Annotated in this window: 19 protein-coding genes; 15 read left to right on the forward strand and 4 right to left on the reverse strand. The window is 69.3% G+C overall.

The window, feature by feature from the left end:
• Positions 1–62 precede the first annotated feature (62 nt).
• Positions 63–1,037, reverse strand: coding sequence for an alpha/beta hydrolase (locus EV186_RS30025; RefSeq protein WP_133852834.1), 975 nt, complete (start codon positions 1,035–1,037; stop codon positions 63–65).
• Between the two features lie 167 nt (positions 1,038–1,204).
• Here EV186_RS30025 and EV186_RS30030 point away from each other — a divergent pair, with 167 nt between their 5' ends.
• The 8 genes from EV186_RS30030 to EV186_RS40590 all read left to right on the forward strand — a co-directional run bounded on the left by EV186_RS30030 (position 1,205) and on the right by EV186_RS40590 (position 7,116).
• The gene (locus EV186_RS30030; RefSeq protein ID WP_133852835.1) at positions 1,205–1,729 is read left to right on the forward strand and encodes a YflT domain-containing protein; all 525 of its coding nucleotides are present in this window, start codon (positions 1,205–1,207) and stop codon (positions 1,727–1,729) included.
• 207 nt (positions 1,730–1,936) lie between these two features.
• Positions 1,937–3,289 (forward strand): ABC transporter substrate-binding protein, encoded by a 1,353-nt coding sequence (locus tag EV186_RS30035; RefSeq protein WP_133852836.1) that lies wholly within the window; start codon positions 1,937–1,939, stop codon positions 3,287–3,289.
• Entirely contained in the window at positions 3,286–4,233 is a 948-nt protein-coding gene (locus EV186_RS30040; RefSeq protein ID WP_133852837.1) for a carbohydrate ABC transporter permease, read from the forward strand. The genes EV186_RS30035 and EV186_RS30040 overlap by 4 nt, the downstream gene beginning before the upstream one ends.
• Positions 4,233–5,132 carry a carbohydrate ABC transporter permease gene (locus tag EV186_RS30045; RefSeq protein WP_133852838.1) on the forward strand — a complete coding sequence of 300 codons (900 nt, stop codon included), beginning with the start codon at positions 4,233–4,235 and terminating at the stop codon, positions 5,130–5,132. The genes EV186_RS30040 and EV186_RS30045 overlap by 1 nt, the downstream gene beginning before the upstream one ends.
• Positions 5,133–5,142: 10 nt before the next feature.
• Complete coding sequence (locus tag EV186_RS30050; protein ID WP_133852839.1) at positions 5,143–6,315, forward strand: ABC transporter ATP-binding protein; 1,173 nt, start codon at positions 5,143–5,145, stop codon at positions 6,313–6,315.
• Between the two features lie 84 nt (positions 6,316–6,399).
• Complete coding sequence (locus EV186_RS30055; RefSeq protein ID WP_133852840.1) at positions 6,400–6,747, forward strand: peptidase inhibitor family I36 protein; 348 nt, start codon at positions 6,400–6,402, stop codon at positions 6,745–6,747.
• Between the two features lie 86 nt (positions 6,748–6,833).
• Entirely contained in the window at positions 6,834–6,986 is a 153-nt protein-coding gene (locus EV186_RS39125) for a hypothetical protein (protein WP_166659393.1), read from the forward strand.
• 4 nt (positions 6,987–6,990) lie between these two features.
• Complete coding sequence (locus tag EV186_RS40590; RefSeq protein ID WP_279538340.1) at positions 6,991–7,116, forward strand: hypothetical protein; 126 nt, start codon at positions 6,991–6,993, stop codon at positions 7,114–7,116.
• A gap of 5 nt (positions 7,117–7,121) precedes the next feature.
• On the opposite strand, the gene EV186_RS30060 is transcribed toward EV186_RS40590, so the two are convergent.
• Both EV186_RS30060 and EV186_RS30065 read right to left on the reverse strand, forming a co-directional pair.
• Positions 7,122–7,970: a ParB N-terminal domain-containing protein gene (locus EV186_RS30060; RefSeq protein ID WP_133852841.1), complete on the reverse strand. Its 849-nt coding sequence runs from the start codon at positions 7,968–7,970 to the stop codon at positions 7,122–7,124.
• Positions 7,960–8,634 (reverse strand): metallophosphoesterase family protein, encoded by a 675-nt coding sequence (locus EV186_RS30065; protein ID WP_133852842.1) that lies wholly within the window; start codon positions 8,632–8,634, stop codon positions 7,960–7,962. Before EV186_RS30065 ends, EV186_RS30060 begins: the two co-directional genes overlap by 11 nt.
• A gap of 177 nt (positions 8,635–8,811) precedes the next feature.
• Here EV186_RS30065 and EV186_RS30070 point away from each other — a divergent pair, with 177 nt between their 5' ends.
• Genes EV186_RS30070 through EV186_RS30080 form a run of 3 tightly spaced genes read left to right on the forward strand, consistent with a single transcriptional unit; the run spans position 8,812 to position 11,797 of the window.
• Positions 8,812–10,413 (forward strand): WXG100 family type VII secretion target, encoded by a 1,602-nt coding sequence (locus EV186_RS30070; protein ID WP_166659394.1) that lies wholly within the window; start codon positions 8,812–8,814, stop codon positions 10,411–10,413.
• A 28-nt stretch (positions 10,414–10,441) separates the two neighbouring features.
• Complete coding sequence (locus tag EV186_RS30075; protein WP_133852844.1) at positions 10,442–10,864, forward strand: hypothetical protein; 423 nt, start codon at positions 10,442–10,444, stop codon at positions 10,862–10,864.
• 30 nt (positions 10,865–10,894) lie between these two features.
• Complete coding sequence (locus EV186_RS30080; protein ID WP_133852845.1) at positions 10,895–11,797, forward strand: ESX secretion-associated protein EspG; 903 nt, start codon at positions 10,895–10,897, stop codon at positions 11,795–11,797.
• 193 nt (positions 11,798–11,990) lie between these two features.
• Here EV186_RS30080 and corA read toward each other — a convergent pair whose 3' ends face one another.
• Positions 11,991–13,067 (reverse strand): magnesium/cobalt transporter CorA, encoded by a 1,077-nt coding sequence (gene corA, locus EV186_RS30085; RefSeq protein WP_133852846.1) that lies wholly within the window; start codon positions 13,065–13,067, stop codon positions 11,991–11,993.
• 388 nt (positions 13,068–13,455) lie between these two features.
• On the opposite strand from corA, the gene EV186_RS30090 reads away from it, so the two are divergent.
• The 4 genes from EV186_RS30090 to EV186_RS30105 are packed head-to-tail and all read left to right on the forward strand — an operon-like array spanning position 13,456 to position 15,789.
• Positions 13,456–13,779: a hypothetical protein gene (locus EV186_RS30090; RefSeq protein ID WP_133852847.1), complete on the forward strand. Its 324-nt coding sequence runs from the start codon at positions 13,456–13,458 to the stop codon at positions 13,777–13,779.
• Positions 13,780–13,788: 9 nt separating this feature from the next.
• A complete protein-coding gene (locus EV186_RS30095) occupies positions 13,789–14,757 on the forward strand; it encodes a hypothetical protein (RefSeq protein WP_133852848.1) in 969 nt (322 codons plus the stop codon).
• Positions 14,747–15,067, forward strand: coding sequence for a hypothetical protein (locus EV186_RS30100; protein ID WP_133852849.1), 321 nt, complete (start codon positions 14,747–14,749; stop codon positions 15,065–15,067). Before EV186_RS30095 ends, EV186_RS30100 begins: the two co-directional genes overlap by 11 nt.
• Positions 15,064–15,789, forward strand: a complete 726-nt coding sequence (locus EV186_RS30105) for an ESX secretion-associated protein EspG (protein WP_133852850.1) — start codon at positions 15,064–15,066, stop codon at positions 15,787–15,789. The genes EV186_RS30100 and EV186_RS30105 overlap by 4 nt, the downstream gene beginning before the upstream one ends.
• Positions 15,790–15,880: the final 91 nt, after the last annotated feature.

A 15,880-nucleotide genomic window follows, 5' to 3' on the forward strand; every position in this document is an offset into this window, starting at 1 on the left:
CTCGCTCCGGTCGTGGCCGACCTCCACGAGACAGGCGCGGCCGCGATCGTGGTGGTCGGCTATCAAGCACTGACCGAGGCTTCCTCCTGCTGCTGAGTGGTCTCGGCTTCGGAGCTGGCCAGGACCGAGCGCACGAAGCCGCCGATGCCGCGCACCGCGGCCCGGCTTTCCGGCAGCAGCTGCGCGAGTACCGGGAACGCGTGCACCTGCCCCGGCCACACCTGCAGCTCGCACGGAACGCCGGCGTCGTCGAGGCGGGCGGCCATCAACTCCCCGTCGGCACGCAGGATCTCGCCTTCGGCCACGATGATCAAGGACGGCGGCAGCTCGCTCAGGTCGTGGTTGACGGGGGAGAGCATGCGGTCTATGGGCGTCACCCCGCCCGCGCACATCGCGGCGATGGCCTCGAGCCGGACCGACGGGATGTAGGCGTCCTTGCGCGCGTTCTCGTGGACGAGCTTGGCGCCGGCGTCGAAGTCGAGCCACGGCGAGATCGCCACGAGACCACCAGGGCCGGGCAGGCCGGTCGCCATGGCCCGCAACGCCGTCGCGAACGCGAGGTGCCCGCCGGCCGAGTCGCCCGCGAAGACGATCCGGTCCGGCGCGTAGCCGGCGTCGAGCAGCGAACGGTAGGCACCGAGGCAGTCCTCGATGGTGCCGAGCAGCGGCACGGCGGGCAGTTGCCGGTACGCCACCGACAGCACCGGCACCTTGGCCGTCGACGACAGCATCGCGGCGATCGCGCGGTGCGTGCCGAGCCCGCAGAACAGGAACGCCCCGCCGTGGAAGTACAGGACGGCGCCGTCGTCGCGGGCGTCCGCGGCCCGGGCCCACTCGCCGTGGTACCCGTCGAACCCCGCGCGCTCGAAGCGCACGCCGCGCGGCTTCGGCAGCAGCCGCATCGCGTGGTCGAACCACGTGATCGGTGCCATCGTGACCGGCGTCAGCGGCCACCAGCGCATGGCAGGACGCAGGAACGTCCTGGCCAGCCCATGGACGACATGCGCCCGCGCGCTCACCTTCGTTCGCGACACCATGTCCACCCTCCCCGATGAGCGGGACTCGGTTTCATGGTCAAGCATGCATCAACGTGAACCCTTTTCGGGGAAAGTTAGGGGTTTGTAATGGCCACTTCCGGCCAACCGGGGTCGAATTGGCAGGATGGACCCCGACTCGAGGTTTGGCGTGGAAGGGTGATCCGAAGGTGAGCGGTTCGTTCTCGGGCCAGAGCAGGCCCAGTCCTCGCGTGCCGCGGCTCCCGACGCCGCCGACGGGGTGGCCGATCGGCTCCTACGACACCTACGAAGAAGCGCACAAGGCCTTGGAATACCTGGCCGACAAGGACTTTCCGGTGCAGGACGTCACCGTCGTCGGGGTCGACCTGATGCTGGTCGAACGGGTCGTGGGCCGGTTGACCTGGTCGAAGGTCCTCGGCTCGGGTGCGGTCTCCGGCGCGTGGTTCGGCCTGTTCGTGGGCCTGCTGCTCGGGTTGTTCAGCACGCAGTCCGCGTCCCTGGTGCCGATCGTGGTCGGGCTGGTCACCGGCACCCTGTTCGGCCTGGTCTTCGCCGCGGTGGGCTACGCCAGCACGCGCGGCAACCGGCAGATCGCCTCGGCCAGCCAACTGGTCGCCGGGCGCTACGACGTGCTGTGCCAGCCCCGCAACGCCGAACAGGGCCGTGATCTGCTGGCCAAGCAGGCAATAGGTCCAGGTGGAGCAACGGCCTAGGCCGTTCGCCGTTACGCCTTTTTCTGAATCGTTGCGCGGAATGCTTGCGGACCGTGATCAACCGGCCTAGGTTCTGTGCACCGGTCGGACGCGTCAAGTCCCCGCGCGTCGCGGTCATGCACGTCGAGGTGCTGGGTTCAACAATTGTGTTTCCCCATGCGCAGCCTGGCTCCTCCCGTGCTTTCGTCGGGAAGGAGGCAGGGACGGATGAGCAGTGCCCAGCAACGCATCCGCGGGCGCTCAACGCGCAAACGCGTCGCTATTGGCGTCCTCGCCGCGGTCATAGGGTCGCCGGCGCTGGTCGCCTGCGGTTCGGACAGCGGCATCACCATCAACGTGTACTACGGCCCGGAAGAGAACTTCCAGTCCGTCGTCGACAACTGCAACACACAGGCCCACGGCGCCTACAAGATCGTCTACAACAAGCTGCCGCGTGACGCGGACGGCCAGCGCCAGCAGATGGTGCGCCGCCTCGCCGCCAGCGACGACGCCCTGGACATCCTGGGCCTCGACGTCACCTGGGTGCCGGAGTTCGCCAAGGCGGGCTGGCTCAAGCCGTGGACCGGCGCCAACGAGCAGGCGGCCAAGCAGGACGTGATCGAAGGCCCGCTGAAGACGGCGATGTACGACGGCAAGCTGTACGCGGCCACGAAGAACACCAACGTGCAGTTGCTCTGGTACGACGACCGGATCACGCCGACCCCGCCGGCCACCTTCGACGACATGATCAAGCAGGCCCAGGACCTGAAGGCCAAGGGCAGCAAGCGCTACCAGATCCTGTTCACCGGCGCGCAGTACGAGGGCCTCGTGGTCTTCTACAACACGCTGACGGCCTCCAGCAACGGCCACCTCCTGTCCGACGACGGCACCAAGGTCGTCATGGACCAGGGTGCGGTCTCCGCGCTCGCGCTGCTCAAGCGGATCTCGACGTCGGGGGTCACGTCGCCGGCGCTGACCAGCGCGCAGGAGCAGCAGGTGCAGCTGGGCTTCCAGAACGCCGATGGTGCGGGCGCCTTCGAGCTGAACTGGCCGTTCGTCTACGCCTCGATGCAGTCCGCGGCCAAGGACGACCCGGCCATGAAGGAATCGCTGCAGCACATGAAGTGGGCGCGCTACCCGAGCGCCGTGCCCGGGGTGCCGAGCAAGGTCACCATCGGTGGCTTCAACCTCGCGGTGAGCGCCTACTCCAAGCACCCGGAGGAGTCCTTCAAGGCCGCCTTGTGCTTGCGCAGCAAGGACAGCCAGAAGTTCTCGGCCATCAAGGACGGTGTCCCGCCGACCCTGCGGTCGCTCTACACCGACGACACCCCGCTCGACGCGTCGAAGCCGGCCAACGCCGACGACAACCCGAGCATGGCCACGGCATACCCGATGAAGGCGGACATCCTCTCGGCGGTCGAGCAGTCGGCGGTGCGCCCGCTGACCCCGATCTACCAGAACGCCTCGACGGTCACCTCCAAGCTGCTCTCGCCGCCGCAGGACATCGACCCGCAGGGAACGGCGAACGAACTGCGTGAGCAGCTGCAACTCGCCCTCGACTCGAAGGGGGTCCTGCCGTGAGTGAATCGACCCAGGTCACTGCGGCGACCACACCGGAGCCCGCACCGGCCAAGAAGGGCAAGGTCCCGCTCAGCGAAGGCAAACGGGCCGAGCGCCGGCTCGGTCTCTGGCTGATCGCGCCGGCCGCCATCGTGATGATCGCGGTCACCGGCTACCCGATCCTCTACTCGATCTGGTTGTCGCTCGAGCGCTACGACCTGCACTTCCCGGACCAGCAGAAGTTCATCGGGCTGGCCAACTACGGCGCCGTGCTCAGCAACGGCTACTGGTGGACGGCCTACGGCGTCACGATGTTCATCACGATCGTGTCGGTGATCATCGAACTCGTGCTCGGCATGGTGCTGGCGTTGATCATGCACCGGACGCTGGTCGGGCGTGGTCTGGTCCGCACGGTCACCCTGATCCCGTACGGCATCGTGACCGTGGTGGCGGCGTTCTCGTGGTACTTCGCGTGGAACACCGACAGCGGTTACCTCGTCGGCTCGGAGTCCGCGCCGCTGACCAGCACCTGGCCGTCGATCTTCATCATCATCCTCGCCGAGGTGTGGAAGACCACGCCGTTCATGGCGTTGCTGCTGATGGCCGGCCTCGCCCTGGTGCCCGAGGACCTGCTCAAGGCCGCGTCGATGGACGGCGCGAACGCCTGGCAGCGGTTCACCAAGGTCATGGTCCCGGTGATGAAGCCGGCCATCCTGGTGGCGTTGCTCTTCCGCACCCTGGACGCGTTCCGCATCTTCGACAACATCTACGTGTTGACGACCGGGCAGAACGACACGTCATCGGTGTCCATGCAGACCTACAACAACCTGTTGAAGGGCCTGAACCTGGGCATCGGCTCCACGATGGCGGTGCTGATCTTCATCTCGGTGGCGATCATCGCCTTCATCTTCATCAAGGTCTTCGGCACGAGTGCGCCGGGCTCGGACGACGGGGGTAAGCGCTGATGTCCGTCGACATTGACCAGGTCACCGACAACACGAAGCCGGCACCGCCGGCCCGCACGACCGGCCGCGTGCCGAGCGGGGCCGGCAAGAAGGTCAAGTGGGCGCTGATCGACATCCTGGTCGTCGCCTACGCGTTGATCCCGGTGTTGTGGATCCTGTCGTTGTCGTTCAAGACCGCCGACGGTCTGAACGACAAGAGCTTCTTCCCCAAGGAATGGACCTGGAAGAACTACCAGGACATCTTCAAGACCAACGAGTTCGTCAGCGCGCTGGTGAACTCGATCGGCATCGCGTTGATCTCGACGATCATCGCCGTGGTGCTGGGCACGATGGCCGCGTACGCGGTCGCGCGCCTGGACTTCCCCGGCAAGAAGGCCCTCGTCGGCGTCTCGCTGCTGATCGCGATGTTCCCGCAGGTGTCGCTGGTGTCGCCGCTGTTCAACATCGAGCGGAACATCGGCCTGTTCGACACGTGGCCGGGCCTGATCCTGCCGTACATCACCTTCGCGCTGCCGCTGGCGATCTACACGCTGTCGGCGTTCTTCCGCGAGATCCCCTGGGAGCTCGAGAAGGCCGCGAAGATGGACGGCGCGACCCCGGCGCAGGCGTTCCGCAAGGTGATCGCCCCCCTGGCGGCACCCGGTGTGTTCACCACGGCCATCCTGGTGTTCATCTTCTGCTGGAACGACTTCCTGTTCGCGATCTCGCTGACCTCGACCACGTCGTCGAGGACGGTGCCCGCGGCGCTGTCGTTCTTCACCGGTGCCTCGCAGTTCGAGGCACCCAACGGGACGATCTCCGCGGCGGCGGTGATCATCACGATCCCGATCATCCTGTTCGTGTTGTTCTTCCAGCGCCGCATCGTCGCGGGGCTGACGTCCGGCGCCGTGAAGGGCTGAGGTAGGACCAATGGCTGAAATCGTTCTTGACAAGATCACCAAGCGGTACCCGGACGGTGCCCTCGCGGTGTCCGAAGTGGACCTGCAGATCGCGGATGGCGAGTTCATCATCCTGGTCGGCCCGTCCGGTTGCGGGAAGTCCACGACGCTGAACATGATCGCGGGCCTGGAGGACATCTCCGAAGGCGAGCTGCGCATCGACGGCCAGCGGGTGAACGAGAAGGCGCCCAAGGACCGGGACATCGCGATGGTGTTCCAGTCCTACGCGCTCTACCCGCACATGAGCGTGCGGGAGAACATGGCGTTCCCCCTGCGCCTGGCCAAGGTGGACGACGCGACCGTGCAGGCCAAGGTGAACGAGGCCGCGGAGATCCTCGACCTCGTCGCCCACCTCGACCGCAAGCCGGGCAACCTGTCCGGTGGCCAGCGCCAGCGGGTGGCCATGGGCCGCGCGATCGTGCGTTCGCCCAAGGCGTTCCTGATGGACGAGCCACTGTCCAACTTGGACGCCAAGCTGCGCGTGCAGATGCGCACGTCGGTCTCGAAGCTGCAGAAGCAGCTCGGCACCACCACCGTGTACGTCACGCACGACCAGACCGAGGCCATGACCCTGGGCGACCGGGTCGTGGTGCTGCGCGGTGGTCTGGTGCAGCAGGTGGGCTCGCCGCAGTTCCTCTACGAGCAGCCGGCGAACCTGTTCGTGGCCGGTTTCATCGGCTCCCCGGCGATGAACTTCCTGCCGGGCACGCTGGAGAACGGCGCGCTGAACACGCCGCTGGGCACGGTCACGCTGTCCGACCGGATCCGGCGGCTCGCCGAGGCGGCCAACGCCCCGCGCGAGCTGATCGCGGGCATCCGCCCGGAGCACTTCGAGGACGCGAAGCTGGTGGAGGGCAAGCCAGGCGGCTCCTTCACCGCGACCGTCGACGTGCTCGAGTCCATGGGCTCGGACAAGTACGCGTACTTCACCGTGGAGGGCGAGACGGCCACCACGGCGGAGCTCGACGAGCTGGCGGCCGACGCCGGCTCGACGGACGTGCCCGCCAGCGGTTCGTCGATCGTCACGCGGCTCGCGGCGTCGTCCGGCGCCGTGGCCGGCCAGCCGTTGGACCTCTGGTACGACTCGGACAAGATCCAGCTCTTCGACCCGGCGTCCGGGAAGAACCTGACCTACACCGAGTGATTCACCCGATCGTGTTGCCCTGATCGGCCCGGGAAGCCCCTCTGTTGTTGCATAACCACCCGCGACGACAGAGGGGCTTCTCTTATGCGTGCGTTCGTTGTTCTCGTGCTGGCCTGCCTGGGTTTCCTCGGCTCGACCGGGGCCGCGTCGGCCTGCCCCGACGTGCCCTGCGACCAGGGGGAGTTGTGCCTGTGGCAGTCACCGTCCTACGGAGACACCCAACAGCGCCTTGACTTGACGACGGTGAATCCGGGTTCCTGTGTGTCGGTGCCGGAGGCTCGGTCGTTCGTGAACCTGTCCACGCGGTTGGTGACCGTGTACCAGGGGGCGGACTGCTCGACCGAAGGCGAGTTCACGACGTACCCGGGCGGTGGGACCTACGTGCCCAACGCGCCGTTCGTCGTCCGGGGGATCGAGGTGTGGGACCACTGATGGTGGATAGGACGGAAGACAGGTGGCGTTCGAAGATGACATCCCTGCATGCTGTGGCTGTTCGTGTGACGGCACTGGAGGCGCGCATGTCGGAAATCGAGACCAGCTACGGGGAGTCGATCTACCGGCTCGAGCGCAGGACCACGCGGACCGACCTCAACGTGCTCAAGATGTTGAGGCACATGGGAATTCCCGAGACCACTGAGGCCGAGGTGGACGAGGTGCTGGATGGGCGGTAACCCTATGCGATGGGGCGACCTGGAACGCAAAGTCACCAAGGCCGACCTCCGATGGGTCAAGCTGTTCGAACACCTCGGGGTGCCTGACGTGACCGAGGACGAGGTGGACGAGGCACTGGACGCCAAGTAGCCGGGCTAACGCGGGCGCCGCTGGGCTTGCAGGGCTTCGATCACCTCGTCGTCCCAGCGGTGCTCGCGGATCAATCGGTAGCGCTCGCCCGTGACCCACAGGTACGCCTCGGCTTCGGTCTGGGTGTCGATCAGCCCGGCCTGGCGCAACATCTCGACCACGGGCCGGAACTCCTCGGCGTACCAGCGCGCGGCCACCGTGGGCCGGTCGAGGAAGGTGGCTTCCTGTTGCATCAGGCGGAATCCCCACGCCTCGACGGCCTCACCGAGCTCCGCGTACTCCCACGGGTCGGTCACCGAGATCCCGGCGCGCGCCTCGCCGGTCAGCGGCACGCGCTCGAGGAAGATCCGCCGGTAGTCCTTGATCAACAGGTCGCCACGGTCGTGGATGCCGGTCGGTGAGAGGCGGGTCCGGATCTCGGTGACGTAGGCGTCGATCGTGCGCAGGCCCAGGGCGTGCGCGACCGAGACGCGGTGGTGCCCGTCGATCACGAAGTGCAGCTCGCCGATGCGGTAAACGTCGATCGGCGGGATGGCCTCGCCCCGGCGCTGGGCCAGCGCCAGACGCTCCCAGCGCTCGCGCACGCGCCCGGACGTCGGCCGGAACAGGCGGTCGAAGTCGCGGGTCTTGTCGACGCTGCCGACGATCGAGTCGATGGGGATCACCTGCAGCCCGAGGCGTTTCTCGCCCAGCCGCCCGAGGGCGGCGACGACCTCGTCGAACGGGAGGATGATGTTCACGTCGTCGGGTTCGCGGCGCAGCCACCGGGAAAGGCGGGACAGCACCTGCCTGCGGCGCATGCGCAGGAAGTCGTTCTCGGCGTCCGCGTGGGGAAAACCCGTGTCACGAACCATGGCTCGCCTCCGTGCTCGGGATGTCCAGGATGCGGTACCCGACCGTGTTGATCAGCCGGGTAGACCCCGATGTTCGATCGGGCACACGCTCACCGTGGGGGTGGATGTGGCCGTGCACCAGGAAAGCCGGCCGCAGCCGCTCGATCGTGTCGTGCAGGCACTCGAAGCCCCGGTGCGGCGGGTCCTCGCGATCGCCGAGGTGGCGCGGCGGTGAGTGGGTCAGCAGCACGTCCACCCGCCGTCCGTCGCGCTTGGTCCGGCGTTGTGCCGTGCGCACCAGCTTGCGCGCCCGGCGGGTCTGCTCGCGCTCGGTCCACTGGTTGGGGCCCATGTTGTACCTGATGGAGCCGCCGAGCCCGGCGACGCGCAACCCGGCGACGTCGTGCACCTGGCCGTCGGCGTTCAACCCGCCCTGCGGGCCCGGCCACGCCGCGGGGAAGCCCGAGCGCAGCCACAGGCCGCGTTTGCGCTGGTAGCCGGTCAGGTCCTGGTCGTGGTTGCCGGGGACGAACACGCACGGCTTGTCCAACGCGCTGGCCAGGAACTCCAGGTAGTCGAACGGCAGGTCCCCGGCGCCGAGGATGAGCTCGACCTGGTGCTCGCGGACCTGGTCAGTCCACAGCGACTCCACGACTTCGTCGGAGACCGCCAGTACCCGGACCATGTCCGCTAGCTTAGGAGTGGCCGATTCGTTACCCGTTCCACGGCCGTCGGACGTCCTCGAAGCGGTGTTGGCCGTCGGTGCCATCCGCTAACGTGATCGTCGGAAACGATGGTCGAGGGGTGACGACCGTCCATGTGCGGCTCGGGCAGGGGCCGTGATCGGGAAGGGGCACAGGGCGTGGTCAGTCAACACGATGGGTTGGGGCAGTGGTTCGCGCAACTGCTGCACGTGGTGCACGAGTCCTCCCAGCGCCACCACTACCAGCAGATGACCGACAGCACCAGCGACCACTACGTGCCCGGCGGCACGAACTGGAACGGCTACAGCCTCGAGTCGCTGGTCGGCATGGTCGCCTCGAACGCGAGCCCGCCGCAGCTGGAAGGCCTGGCCAACCGCTGGCGCACCAACGGTTCGAACATCACGCAGACCTCTGAGGACCTGCAGTCCTCGCTCACCACGCTGATGCAGTACTGGAACGGCTCGGCCGCCGACCAGGCGAGCATCACCGTGGCCCGCAACGCCGACTGGCTCTCCAACCTCGGCGAGACCACCACGCAGATGGCCGAGCCCATCGAGGACTCCGCGGGCGCGCTGCGCTCGGCGCAGTCGACGATGCCGGGCGTCCCGCACAACAACTGGCTGGCCAGCGCCGGTGGTGGCGCGGCGGCCGGCTTCATGGTGGCCGGCCCGTTCGGCGCGGCCGCCGGTGCGGTGCTCGGTGGCATCGCCAGCGTCTTCGGCTTCGGCAACAAGAAGAAGGAGATGAAGAAGAAGGCCGTCCAGACCATGACCCGCTTCGAGCAGGCGGCCATGGGCATCGACGGCAGCACCCCGAAGTACAGCGGCCCGGCGGACGGGGTCACCCCCGGCGACGCGGGCACGTGGGGCCACGACCCGTCGATCCCGGGCAACGGTGGCACCCCGACCGCACCCGGTGGCGGCATGTCCGACGGCACGCAGCACAACGGCGGCACCCCCATCAGCCAGATCCCCGGTTACCCGGGCTACCCCGGTGACACGACCACGCCGTCGTTCGTCGACAGCCCGCCTGGTCGCTGGACCGGCATCACCGGCGGTCTCAACCCGGGTGGGCTCGGTCCCGGCGGTCTCGGCCCTGGCGGTCTTGGTCCCGGTGGACTCGGCCCGGGCGGCGTCGGTCCCGGCGGTCTCGGCCCTGGCGGCCTCGGTCCTGGTGGGCTCGGCCCCGGCGGCATGCCGATCGGCCCTGGTGGCCTCGGCCCGGGGCGCACCGGCGCCGGCAGCCGCGGGCCTGGCGGTCGCGGTGGCATGGGCGGCATGGGCCCCGGTGGCATGCGTGGCGGCGCGGGTGGCGACCTCGAGCGTTGGGGCAGCAAGTACGGCCGCGGCATGGGCCCGGGTGCGTTCCCCCGGGGCCTGGGCGGCACGTCCGACCAGGAGCGGCTGTCCCGGTACACCAACGGCCTCAGCGCCGCGGAGGAAGAGGAGCGCCTGGCCAAGTACCGCGCGAGCGGTGCGCTGGGCGCCGAGGAAGAGGGCCGCATGGGCCGCTACGGCAGCGGTGCCGGCAGCGCGCTCGGTGCGGCGGAGCGGGAACGGATGAACGGCCGGTTCGGTCGCGGCGCGGGCGGCATGCTCGGCGCCGAGGCGGAGGGCCGCGGTGGCATGGGTGGCGGTTACGGCGCCGGTGGCGCCGGCTCGCGCAAGGAAGAGGACGGCGAGCACCGTCGCAAGTTCCCGTACGAAGAGGACCCGTTCCTCGGCGACCTGAAGGCGGCCCCGCCCGTCATCGGCCTCTGACCGCCCGCGAACCCCAGGAGTTTCCCTCATGTACGTCGATGACACGGCTGAAACCGCCGACCCGACGGCCACTCCCGTGCCGACCGCCAGCACGCTGCCCGCACCGGCGCAGCCCGTGCCGACCAGCGGCGGGCAGTGGGCCGTGGAGCCCGAGCAGGTCAACGCGTTCGCCTCGGCGATCGTGCAGGTCCGGGCCCACCTGGACAAGGTGCGCGACCAGGTGGACGAGCTCTCCGGCCCGGACTACCAGCCGCGGCTGGGCACGAGCCCGACCGGCCAGCAGCTGGCCCGCAAGTTCAACGACCGGCTGACCAGCGACGCCGGTCTCGCGGGCCAGCTCCGGATCGCGCTGAAGAACCTCGAGGACTTCGTGTCCAGCGCCGAGAAGGCCGCGGCGACCTACGTGGAGTCGGACAACGCTTCAGCCGATACGCTGCGGCAGCAGGCTTAGTTGACCACGACCGAAGGTGCTCCGCTGGCCATGGAACCGTCTACCGCCCGTGGCGTGCGGCTGCACCCGATCGAGATCGACCTGCTGTGCACCTTCGCCGAGGTGGAGGCGCCCTTCCCGCTGGAGATCGAGTCCAGCGGGCAGACCTACACCGAGCAGCTGATGATCTACCGCGGCGCCCGCGAGGCCCTGACCGAACGGGGCCTCGCGGACGAGGGCGGCCCGCTCGGCGTCGCCGAGGACTTCGTCCACCTGATCCGCTTCGGCACCGGTGCGCTGGACCTGGTCCTGTTCGACGACCAGCCGCGGCTGCGGGCGGTGGTGCTGGCCGACCGCGGTGAGGCCCTGCTGGTCACCCAGGACCCGCGCGACGAGGTCGGTTACGTCTACCTCAAGCCGATCACCCTGGACGAGGCCGTCGAGGAGCTGATGGCCCTCGTGCCCCAGCACGACGCGCCGATGGCCTCGCCGTTCACCTTGCCCCGCCGGGCGATCGCGGCGGTCTTCTCGGCGTTGACCGAGCGCATGGGCGACCCGGAAAGCGGTGTGGCCCCGCAGGAGTTCACCGGCGACGAGGTCGACGAACTGATCCGTTCGCACGGCATCGACGAGCGCGCCGTGCGCAACATGGTCACGCACCTGCAGCCCGTGTTCGGCAACGGGCAGGCGGGTATCGCGCGCCGCACCGGCGCGGAAGGCGACGAGTGGCGCCGCGACGGTGACGAGCTGCGGTGGCTGGACACCAGCCGCGGGCGCTGGCGGTTCGCCGACGGTGACGAGACCGGGCTCGGTCGTTCCGCGGCCCGGACCATGCGGCGGTCGTCGGAGGAAGACGACGACGAGCTCGCCGGCAGCGAGTGGATCAGCGTGAACCCGTTCCCGATGGACGAGATGCGGTCCGCGCTGCGGAAGCTGGCCGCTCGCCTGCGCTGACGTATTTCCGAGCGTCAGCGAAAGCGAACGGCCGTACCGGTTTCCTTGCGGGTGTTCACTGGTGGGCGATTATCCACGTGATAGTCGCGACCCAGCTGATCGCGACGGTCATGAGCCAAAATCGGGGATTGCTCAGCAGCCTTGTCACGATAAGCCTCCCATCGGGGGTTGGAAGTGGGTCAAACAGGATTGGCTAGAGCCATTTGTTGCGGCGGAATATTCGGTAGAGCACCACGCACGCGACGAGGATCACCGCGATGATGAACGGGTAGCCGAATTTCCATTTCAGTTCCGGCATGTCTTCGAAGTTCATGCCGTAGATGCCCGCGATCATCGTCGGCACGGCCAGGATGGCCGCCCAGGCGGTGATCTTGCGCATGTCGGTGTTCTGCTGCAGCGTGATCTTCGCGAGCGTCGCGTCGACCAGGGTGGTCAACTGCTCGTCGTAGCCGACGACCCGTTCCGACACCGTGGTCAGGTGGTCGTCGACGTCGCGGAAATACGATCGAACCTGTTCGGGGACCAGCGGCGTGTACCCCTCGGCGAGGCGCCGCAGCGGATTGGCCAGCGGCATCACCGCGCGCCGCAGTTCGAGGATTTCCCGCTTCATCAGGTAGATCTGCTCGGCGCTGATCGAGGTGCGGGGCGCGAAGACCCGGCTCTCGATCACGTCGATGTCGTTCTCGATCCGGTCGGTGACTTCCAGGTACCGGTCGACGACGTGGTCGGCGATGCCGTGCAGCACGGCGGCGGGGCCGGCCCGCAGCCGATCCGGTGCGGCGTCCAGTTCCTTGCGCACGTGCGCGAGCCCGGAGTGGTTCCCGTGCCGGACCGTGACGATGAAGTCCCGGCCGATGAAGGCCATGATCTCGCCGGTCTCGACGATCTCGTTGGCCGTCGTGGGCGACTCGTGCGGCACGTACGTGACGGTCTTGAGCACCATGAAGAGCGTCTCGTCGTAGCGCTCGAGCTTCGGCCGCTGGTGGGCCTGCACCGCGTCCTCGACGGCGAGCTCGTGCAACCCGAACGCGTCCGCGACGCCCTGGATCTGCTGCTCGTCCGGCTCGTGCAGGCCGATCCAGACGAACCCGTCGTGGCGCTTGCGGACCTCTTCGACCGCCTGGGCGTGCGACCAGTGCCCGGGCAGTCGTTCGCCGTCGACGTAGACCGCGCAGTCCACGACGTACGCGGACAGCGGCACGGGGATGGGTGCGAGCGAGCCCGTCGGCCTGCGGTGGCCGCGGCCACGCAGCGATGGAATGGCAGGCATGTCCGTCCTCCAGCCTCACGGCGACGCGAAACGACGCGAACGACGCACCGGAGGGGGCGGAAAGCGCACACTCCGGCACCGGGGCGTCCCGGCCGGAGCTGCGAGGGGCCTTTACAGGCGAGGAACCCTTCCGGCGGGGACGCGGGTACTACTCGGGCAATTGCCACTCATCTGGGCGTCCTCACCTCCTCGGGCCGTGGGCGCACGGGCTCATACGACGGTCCGCGCTGCCGAGGTTCGAGCTTACTCCATGAGCCCCGGGCCGTGGTGACAGACGGTGTACGGCCCGGTTGACCTTGATCTGTCCCGTTCCCCGCGAAATTCGCGCCTTATACTCCCGTCGCCACGGAACGTGTCCGTTCGGCTACCGGAGTCGCGGGGAGCGGGTTTGTTCGGAATCGACAAGGCGCTGAGGAAGCTCAAGAAGGCCGTCGACCACTTGACCAAGCCGATCCCGCCGCTGCACGAGGCGGTGCAGGCCGCCGAGCACCTCGCCGGAGCGCTCGCCAAGCGCTACAACGACTACCTCAACGGTGAGCGCACCGGCATCAAGCCGCTGCGGGGCGGCACGAACTGGGACGCCTACCACCACTCGGAGCTCTACGCCTTCGTGCACGTCGACGCGAGCCCGCAGCAGGTGCTGGAGCAGGTCGAGGCCTGGTTCGCCCACGCGGACGGCCTGCGGTCCAAGGGCGACGCGGTCGGCAGGTAGTGGGAATCGGTGCGGGCGGCGTGGCGGGGCGCGGCCGCGCAGCTGGCCGGGACGCGGGCCCAGGACATCCGCGACCACTCGAACGCCGCGGCCGACTGGACGACCGGCGTGGCCCGGCAGCTCGGCCTGGTCGCCGACGCGCTCGGCACGGCGAAGTCCCGCATGCCGCCACCACCGGACCACCCGCTGGCGGCCGTGCTGGAGGGCTCGGCCGTGGCGAGCTTGAAAGCCGCGCCGGCCGGGCCGTGGGCCATGGGCGTCCAGTCGGTCACCGCCGCGGGGTTCGGCACGTTCGAGCAGCACCGGAAGAACCTCGAGGCGAAGAAGCGGGCCGTGCACGTGATGCAGGACTACGAAAAGGTCATCATCGGGCGCGAGTTCCGGCCCCCACCGTCCCGTGTGGACTACTCGGCGCCGGGTCCGGGCGACCAGCCAACCGGTGGATCGCCTGCGCCGCAACGGTTGTCAACCGCCGCCGCCGTACCCGCCGTGGCATCCACGACGCCGGCCGCTACCGCGGGCGGGTCCGGCGGCACGCCGGTGCCGGGCAACGCGGTCGCGCCGGGCACAGGTCAGGGGACCGCGCCGGCCACGGCGGTCGAGTCGTCGCGGACGGCACCGGGGGCCGCGTCGCCCATGCGGCGGCCGGGCTTCGAGCCGGGTTCCTGGCGGAGCTTCGCCAGCGGCGGGCGCACCGGCGGCTACCCCGGCGTGGGCCTGCCCGACCTGGCCTTCGGTGACGCGAATCCCCGTGCCGGACAAGGACTTGCGGGTGAGCCGACCGGACGGGCCGGGAGCGCGCGCAGCGGGCTCACCGGTGCCGGGGACCGGCACGGACCGCTCGGCCCGGCGGGGCGCGGGCGCAAGCGCGGTGACGACGACAAGGAACACGTCAACACGCTTCCCCAGGAGCACAACCTGTTCGACGTGGGGCTCGTGGTCGGGCCCGCGGTGATCGGAGGTGACGATGACCGGTGACCACCTCCAGGTGGACCCCGACGCGATCCGGCTGGCCGGCCGGTCGCTGCACGAGCTCGCCGACGACTCCGGGACCGGCGCGTCCGTCGCCGACCAGCTGAGCCAGGACAAGCCGATGCTCGGTGGCAGCCCACCCGCCGAGGCGATCGCCGCACGGTTCATGCGGCTCGCCGGCGCGGGTGGCCTGGGCGGCGTGCACCAGGAGCTCGCCGGGCGGCTCGGGCACCTCGGCGACGACCTGCACGCGAGCGTGCGGACCTACGAGGACCACGACGACTCGGCGAAGCGGCAGTTCGGCGACCTCGCGTGAGTTCGGTGGACTTCGGGCTGGTCGAGTTCGACCTGCTCACCACGTTCGCGGGCGTGGACGTGCCCTTCCCGCTGCGCGTCCCGTCGTTCGGCAGCTACGACGTCGAACGCGACACGCTGCTGGCGATGGCGTGCGAGACGCTGCGGCGGCGCGGGCTCGCCGACGAGGACCAGCCGCTGGGCATGGCCGAACGGCTCGTCGCGGCCCTCGCCGAGCACACGGCCGCGGTGCACATGAGCTCCGGTGACCGCGTCTGGTGCGCGCTGATCCGCCGCGGACGCGCCGTCGTCTGCACGCAGGCGGGTGCCGACGACATGGTGTCGACCCGGTCGGTGCCCACCGACCGGCTCGCCGACGAGCTGGCCGGTGAGCTCCCGGCGTTGCCCGCCCGGCGCGCCATGCCGTTGCGCCTGTCCGTGCCCGCCCTGGGGCGTGCGCTGGCGGCGAGCGACGAGCGCGGCGTGCGCGCGGCCGTCCGCGCCGACTGCCCGGACCGGGAGCAGGCCGCCGCGCTGGGCGAGGTGCTCGGCGAGGTCACCGGGCACGGCCGGCTCGGCGTGAGCAGCTGCGGCGAGCTGGTCGGACCGGAGCTGTCCTGGGTGGACACCGAGGCCGGCCGGTTGCGTGTGGTGGCGGACCGGGAGTGGGTCAGCCTCAACCCGCTCGGCGTCCGGGAACTGACCGCCGCGCTGCGCGAGCTGGTGGCCGCGGCGCGGCGCTGAGCGCGAGATTGCTCACCTCCGGTTGCCGCTGAGCACGACGATGCGGTCAGACTGAGTTCCCCCCGGCCACGGAACCGGGCGATCACCCTGG

The organism is Labedaea rhizosphaerae (assembly GCF_004362825.1).
GTDB classification, from domain to species: domain Bacteria; phylum Actinomycetota; class Actinomycetes; order Mycobacteriales; family Pseudonocardiaceae; genus Labedaea; species Labedaea rhizosphaerae.